General features: G+C 37.6%; 5 protein-coding genes. All 5 read left to right on the top strand.

The annotated features are described in order from the left end of the window. On the top strand, nucleotides 1–1,427 hold a 1,427-nt coding region (locus AAC037_RS19215), incomplete at its 5' end, for a POTRA domain-containing protein (RefSeq protein ID WP_339904876.1). Beyond that, nucleotides 1,427–2,539, top strand: coding sequence for a DUF4271 domain-containing protein (locus AAC037_RS19220; RefSeq protein ID WP_339904878.1), 1,113 nt, complete (start codon nucleotides 1,427–1,429; stop codon nucleotides 2,537–2,539). The genes AAC037_RS19215 and AAC037_RS19220, both read left to right, overlap by 1 nt. A gap of 16 nt (nucleotides 2,540–2,555) precedes the next feature. Further along, on the top strand, nucleotides 2,556–3,329 hold the full coding sequence (locus AAC037_RS19225) for a uroporphyrinogen-III synthase (protein WP_339904879.1): 774 nt from the start codon (nucleotides 2,556–2,558) through the stop codon (nucleotides 3,327–3,329). Between the two features lie 77 nt (nucleotides 3,330–3,406). Beyond that, nucleotides 3,407–4,381, top strand: coding sequence for a type IX secretion system membrane protein PorP/SprF (locus tag AAC037_RS19230; protein WP_339904881.1), 975 nt, complete (start codon nucleotides 3,407–3,409; stop codon nucleotides 4,379–4,381). A 114-nt stretch (nucleotides 4,382–4,495) separates the two neighbouring features. After that, nucleotides 4,496–5,305: SUMF1/EgtB/PvdO family nonheme iron enzyme (locus tag AAC037_RS19235; RefSeq protein WP_339904882.1), on the top strand; the 810-nt coding region annotated here is incomplete at its 3' end.

The raw sequence follows: 5,305 nt of genomic DNA on the forward strand, positions 1-5,305 counted from the left end.
TGGAGCCTTGGTTGTTAAGGAAACTTAATTCCCCATTTCACTTGACCGAAGGCAGGGCATTTAGCTTTAAGGGGTGGCAAAAGCTGATGCATGATTTGTTGGATTTGGGGCAAAACAATGGTTACCCCTTTATGGCTGTTAAACTTGACAGCATACAGCAAAGTGAAAAAGGGATTTCGGCCGTAATAGCTATGGACAAGGGGCCGTATATAAGCTTTGATACCGTAAAAATTACCGGGAATTCTAAAACAAAGCCAATTTACCTGGCGAAAAAACTGGGGATTACACCTGGAGAACCCTTTTCCCAGAAGAAAGTGGAAGATGCCACCAAAGCGCTAAAAAACATCCCCTATATCAGTATAGTGGGAAGCCCTGAGCTTTCCTTCCAGAATGAACAAGCGACTGTTTACTTACCGGTCAATGACCGGAAAATTAATTCCCTCGATGGTATTATCGGTCTGTTGCCAAATGAGATTGAAGCCAACAAATGGTTGGTGACCGGGCAATTTGATTTGCAGCTGTACAATGTGGCCGGTAGGGGTAGAGATTACGTTCTCAATTGGCAACGATTGAGCCAGTATTCGCAAAATTTAAATGTAGAAGCAAAAGAGCCCTTTGTATTGGGTACAAATCTGGATTTAAGCGCCTCGTTTAATTTGCTTAAAGAAGATACCACTTTTTTGAATCGGGCTTTTACCTTAAATATCGGTTATCAACTAAGCCCAACAGCTTATATAAGCTTTTTTGGGAAAAGGCAAGCAGGGGATTTATTGGCAGTAAAAGCCTATGAGAATGCCTCCAAATTACCAGAAATAGCAGACTTTAGGTACAATAGTTATGGGGCAACATATGCAATCCACAGGGTAGATGATATAATTATGCCCAAGCAAGGCTGGCAATCTACCACCACTTTCGGTATAGGTAATAAGCAATTGCTGGAGAATACCGGAATTCCGCCAGAATTGTACCAAGGGATTGAGAAAACCTCTCTGCAATATTTTATTCAAACCAATACTGCCTACTATCACAGATGGAGGCAAAATTTAGGGGTAAAGCTCGGGTTTAATGCCGGGGATATGGACAATTCCAACCTGCTACTGAATGACTTGTTCAGGCTTGGAGGATTACAGAGCATTAGAGGATTTAATGAGAATTATTTTTACACTAATCGATACCTCTATATCAATGTAGAGCCCAGGTTCTATTTTGGTACCTATTCTTATTTTTTATTGTTCACAGACTTGGGTAAAGTTGAAAATAAAGTAGAAAACGTTTCACAGGAATGGCCCATTTCTTTTGGTGGAGGATTAAACTTGGAAACTAGCGGTGGTATATTTAAATTCGTGTACGCAATGGGCCAGGCCGGTAGTCAGCCTTTAGGTTTCAATTATTCTAGAATTCATTTTGGTTTTACAGGTCGTTTTTAATGAGGTGGTTTGGTCGTTTATTCGTGTTTCAGGGACTGTTGTTATTGGTATTGTCTGGCTTACCTTCGCATTCGGTTGCCCAGATTTTGGTGAATTATGATTCGGCTCTCCATGAAAATTTATCAGAGAGCTGGTTCAAGCACAATGAATCAATATCCGTGCAAGTGGATGCCAATCAATTTGAGGATGCCTATTGGCAAATTCGTTTACCGGAAGGCAGCAGCTTGTTTTTCAATGAAGCTTTGTGGGATTATTATTTGCATGATACCTTATTGGTCATCAGTAATAAATCAGTGCTTCACTACCTAGACGATGAAGGAAAACTGGAGATTACTGCATTTAAGCTTGGTATTTCTCCGGAAGAATTCTCATTGCAAAAAGGGTATTTTAATAATTTGGATGAAAAAGTTGAAACAGCTAATGTTTTAGAGAAACGCAAGAAAGATGAAATCAGAGATTTTTTCTTCATAGCCTTAATTGCTGTACTTTTTCTGATTGCCATTTTCAGGGCCTTTTTTCCTTCTATTTTTGGCATTTTTTGGAATCCTAAAAGTGTGTTTTCTATAGAAGATATCTGGGAGTCAGGAAGTTTTTCAAAAATTTATTCAGCAGAATTATTGTTTTATCTGGTCTTGATCAATATGAGTACAGGGCTTTTGGTTATTTTGGTGGTCCATGGTTTAGAGATCGATTTTTTTGGACTGGGTTTGGATAGTAGCGTAGAGAAATTAGTGTTTGCATGGCTTATCTTTTCACTATTATTGACCATCATCACTTTTTTTAAATTTGTTTGGTTAGGAACAGGAGCATTCTTATTTAGCCTAAATAAAATAGCTTTTCCTCATTTTTTCTACCTATTAAAAGTTAGGGGCTTTGCATTATTTATCATCATATGCATGCTAGTGCTGGTGTATGCGAACAATTGGGTTTCATTGTATGAGCACTTCTCTTATATGTATTATACTTTTTTCCTAATATATTCTTTGGGATTAATCGGCTTGGCAATATGGTTGTATAAAAAGAACGGATTTAATAATTATCATTTATTTTCTTACCTTTGCACCTCGGAATTGATCCCATTTTTGGTTATTTGTAAATTACTCCTAGGATAAAGGAAAAAAAATAAAAATGACGCAAGCAACAAAAAACAGACTAAATCGAGTTAGGAGCATTTTGGTTTCACAACCTAAACCTTCCGATATGCGGTCCCCTTATTTTCAGTTAACTGAAAAATACAAGATCAAAATTGACTTTAGGCCTTTTATAGAGGTACAACCGGTTTCTATAAAAGATTTCAGGAAGCAAAAGATTGAAATTTTAAAACACACTGCTGTCATCTTCACGAGTAGGAATGCGATAGATCATTTTTTCGGAATATGTCAGGAGTTAAAAATTGAGATGCCTGCAGATATGAAGTATTTCTGTATTTCAGAGCAAACGGCTCATTATCTTCAGAAATACATTGTGATCCGAAAAAGAAAATTGTTCGTAGGTACAAGAACTGCTGCAGATCTATTTGATTTCTTTAAGAAACATAAATCAGAGAAGTATTTATTTCCATGTTCAGATATTAGGAAAGATGATATTCCTAATTTTTTGAGTAAGAACAATATAGATTTCACTGAGGCCATTATCTATCATACGGTGGCAGCAGATTTATCGGACCTTAAGGATATTAAATATGATATTTTAGCGTTTTATAGTCCTTCAGGAATCAAATCATTGTTTCAGAATTTTCCGGATTTTGAGCAAGGGAAAACCAGAATAGCGGCATTTGGGCCTACTACGGCACAGGCGGTAAAAGACATGAACCTTATTATGGACATAGAAGCGCCCTTGCCTAACGCCCCAAGTATGACCGGTGCTTTAGAGCTTTATATAAAAAAAGCGAATAAAATCTGATTTCTTTTAATCTTTTTACTGGTAAATTCAGTTTAATTGTGTAGAATAGATTTCGAAAAGCAAAACATCTTTTACGCATGAATAAAAGAATTTACCTGTTAACTTGTGTGATGATCGGCATGGCTTTTTTTCTGGAGCTCCCGGAAGCCAGTGCTCAGCAGGATGCGCAGTTTACGCATTATATGAACAATGGAATGTTTTATAATGCCGCTTTTGCAGGTAAAGATGAAGGGTATTCTATCACAGCACTCCATAGGAGTCAATGGTTAAATTATAGTACTAGCTCTGGAGCAGGTGGCGCACCTACTACCCAATTAATATCTTTTTCCGGAAGATTAAAAAGCTTACCGGTGGGTTTTGGGTTGGTTGCTGTAAACGATCAAATTGGACCGTTTAGTAATCAGGAGGTAAATCTTTCTTTGGCGTATAAACTGAGGTTAGGGAGAGGGAATTTAAGAATTGGAGCTTCAGGGGGATTTTTTTCCAGCACAATAAGGTTTGATGAATTTTCTCCCGTTAACCCGGACCCTAGTATTCCTTCTGCTGGTGATGAAAATCAAATGAAGCCACAAGCATCGATTGGTTTATTATACGAGCAAGGGAATTTTTATTTGGGGTTAAGTAGCAGGCATCTCAATGAGCCTGCTTTTGATTTCGGTAGTGGTAGCTTGGACAACCAGCTTGAAAATCATAATTATTTGATGGCAGGTTACAAAATAAACACTTTTGCTCAGTTCAGTGTTGAACCTAGTATGTTGGTTAAATCTGTAGGGTTGAATAATTTTTCATATGACTTTAGCGTTATAGGGACATATAATAAAAAAGTGAGTCTTGGAATGGCTTATAGGTTAGAAGAATCGGCATCAGTTTTGGTAGGATATAGTTTGTTAAAAGACAATTCCCTTAGATTAGGGTATGCATTTGATTTGGTAGTGGGAGGAGTGCAAGCAAAAACACCAACTTCCCATGAGTTTATGCTTACTTATAATATACCTCAGGTATCGAAACAATTTGACAGAATTATTCAAAGGACTCCTAGATATAGGTTTTAACTTTAAGAATTTTATTGAAGAAATCTTTGCTATTTTCTAATAAAATCTGTTAAATTTCGAATTAGTTGATTGTTTAAATGGTTGAAAATGAATGTGGTTACTTTATTGTCATTTATGTTAAGAAAAATGAATCGTAGCTTTTTAACTCTGGTTACAGGGTTGTTAATAATGACACTACTTCAAAGTTGTGGCCTTTTTGGAAATAAGGGGACAGCTAGTGAAAAGCTCAATAGAAGAGGTGAGGTAACAGGTGTACCTAAAAGATCAGGTTGGCAGCAATCCCTGCCATTTGAAATGGTTCCAGTCAAAGCCGGTACGTTCTGGATGGGACAGGCTGATGAAGACATTGGCGTAAGCAGATCCGCCACCAATAAACAAGTGACTATTTCTGAGTTTTTTATGGATAAATATGAAGTATCCAATAACAAATATAGACAGTTTCTTGATGCGGTGAGAATGGGAGATTTGGCATTAGGCACTCCCACTACGCAAGCAAATCCTCCGGAGTTCGTTTTGGAAGAACTGTTGCCAGATACCACAATTTGGTCCCAAAGTTTCACACATCATTACGGGGATCCATTAATGGAATATTATTTTGATCACCCGGCTTTTGATGATTATCCTGTTGTAGGAGTCAGTTGGGATCAGGCAAAGCAATTCTGTGAGTGGAAATCTTACCATATGAATGCCAACGACGAGTCAGAATTTGATATGCCTAAGTTTCGTTTACCTTTAGAAGCGGAATGGGAATATGCCTCAAAAGGAGGTAAAGATATTGCAAAATATCCATGGGGTGGCCCTTACCTTAAAAATAGAAGGGGCTGTTTAATGGCTAACTTTAAACCAGGAAGAGGGAATTATATAGATGATGGCTTTGCGTATACGGCTCCAGTGGATGCTTTTGCACCCAATGGATATGGCCTG

Origin of the sequence: uncultured Cyclobacterium sp. (assembly GCF_963976465.1) — a bacterium.
Taxonomy (GTDB): domain Bacteria; phylum Bacteroidota; class Bacteroidia; order Cytophagales; family Cyclobacteriaceae; genus Cyclobacterium.

Bases quoted from the DNA above. Each gene is read 5' to 3' on its own strand.
- AAC037_RS19220 (WP_339904878.1), top strand. From the start codon at position 1,427: ATGAGGTGGTTTGGTCGTTTATTCGTGTTTCAGGGACTGTTGTTATTG.
- AAC037_RS19225 (WP_339904879.1), top strand. From the start codon at position 2,556: ATGACGCAAGCAACAAAAAACAGACTAAATCGAGTTAGGAGCATTTTG.
- AAC037_RS19230 (WP_339904881.1), top strand. From the start codon at position 3,407: ATGAATAAAAGAATTTACCTGTTAACTTGTGTGATGATCGGCATGGCT.